Consider the following 2,033-nt stretch of genomic DNA (forward strand, 5'->3'; position numbering starts at 1 on the left):
ATTTGTAATAAGATGACAAGTCTGAATGCTACAAACTGCCATATCAGTATATCTAGGCTGTTTCTTCCAAAGAACGTTCCAATATTTTTGATATATTCCAATACATGTATCTTTTTACATAACATATCAATCCATCTGCAAAAATACAGAAGCGCATATGATGCTCCAACTGCACCTACGACGAAAAGAAGCGGATACCTGTATTGATTTGCATTCATATTAGCAGAGTTGTATTTGCCTATTATTAAGAAGATTAAAGCAGAGACTATGGCAAGAGCACAACAATCAACAGACTTAAAGTTTTCTATATATGTTTTTACAAAAACTCCAAATCCGAAAAACATGCTCAGAACAAGAACTCTGGATAACATGTGGTCGAATGTTATTATAAATCCGGTTATTCCGGCTGTTACAGAGAGCAATAGCATTACAAAAGGTTTGAACTTTGAATTTTTGATATAAGTATCAATGAGTTTGTATATTATGGATGTCAGAAATAAAGCGCCGAGAAACCATGTAGCACCAAGAAACTGACCATCTTTTTCAATTGTAAGTAAGACTTTGAAATCCATGTTGAGTATTGTTTTAATATCAACACCATGAATATATGATTTTATGGTGATGAACAAACAATTCCAAAAAACAAAAGGAATATACAGGCTGGTTATTTTACCTTTGATAAATTGTTTTAGTGGCTTGCTGGAACTATACAAGAGACCTGATATGATGAAAAAGAAAGGCATATGCATTTGATACATATAACTGCTGTAAGGACCTCTTGCATGCGCCCATACAACGAGAAGTATACCAATCCCCTTTGCCAGATCCAGATAATCAATCCTTTTTTTCTGAGTTTCCATTTATAAATCCCCCTATTTATCCTATATTAAAGGAATATATAACAAAAATGTAGTATTTTCAATATTTTTGTAGTATACTCAACCCGGTATTGACAAATATTGAGAGTTATATAAAAGAGTCCAGTTATTAATATCGGAGGAGACCAGCTATGAAAAGTCAACCATAAATTAGCAAAAAAAATCCTTTTTCTATATCGGTGGTAAAAAGGGTAAACTTTAATAGAGCTCCCTTAGGGTGGTTTTTTCTAAAATACTATCGATATTGGTATACAGACCTCTTATTCGAGGTTAAATTCTACTTCGTCAGTGAGCATCTTCCAGATGGCTCTGACAAGCTTGCCGGCACAGTGCCCCAGTGCATTGTAGTGAGACCGGCCTTCAGCCCTCTTGGCATCATAATAAGCCTTGAAGGTAGCGTTGTTTCTGACAACGTTCCAAGTTGCATTTACAATGGCATATCGTAAAATACGAGAGCCACGTTTGGACATCCTTGTTGTCTTAGCCTGAAAGTTACCAGACTGATAAACAGAAGGATCCAGACCTGCAAAAGCAAGCAGCTTGTTTGGATTGGAGAAACGGTGAATATCACCTATTTCACCAAGAATCATTCCACCATTGATATAACCGATACCAGGAATGATCATGATGACAGAATCGTTGAATTTCATGATATCCGTCATCTCAGCTTCAATCTTTTCTAATTGGCTATCCAGTAACTCGATTTGTTGAATGGTTTGAGTTATCTGAATAGATATAGTGCTGTCGTTAGCACCGACAGACTTCTGTGCGAGAACTCTTAATTCTTTGGCTTGCTCTTTGGTAAAGTGTCCGTGCGAGTTCACTTTGAGCAGATTTGCCAGATGAGTCATATGCATGGAAGCAATCTCTTTTGGAGAAGGTGCTTCTTTTAAAAGAGCATAGACAGCATTCTGATGCAGACCGGATTTAAAAAAGTATTGAATTTCCGGAAAAACCTGATCAACATAGGTTGTCAGTTGGATTTTCAATCGGGTGCGTTGTTTTATGGTTTTCTGACGAAAACGCTCCAAGGCCTTAAGATCCATCATATCAAGGTCATAGAAACTGACAAATCTGAGATCATCCTGCATCATAAGAGTTTTAGCAATAATATAAGTGTCGACCTTATCTGTCTTCGTTTTGCGAATGTTATTC

General features: G+C 36.5%; 2 protein-coding genes. Both read right to left on the reverse strand.

From position 1 onward, the window contains the following. On the reverse strand, positions 1–860 hold an 860-nt coding region (locus tag CCU_RS05235; protein WP_208896012.1), incomplete at its 3' end, for an acyltransferase family protein. 278 nt (positions 861–1,138) lie between these two features. Further along, positions 1,139–2,033 (reverse strand): IS110 family transposase (locus CCU_RS05240; protein WP_208896013.1); only part of this gene is annotated, 895 nt, incomplete at its 5' end.

It is taken from the genome of Coprococcus sp. ART55/1 (genome assembly GCF_000210595.1).
GTDB classification, from domain to species: Bacteria; Bacillota; Clostridia; order Lachnospirales; family Lachnospiraceae; genus Coprococcus; species Coprococcus aceti.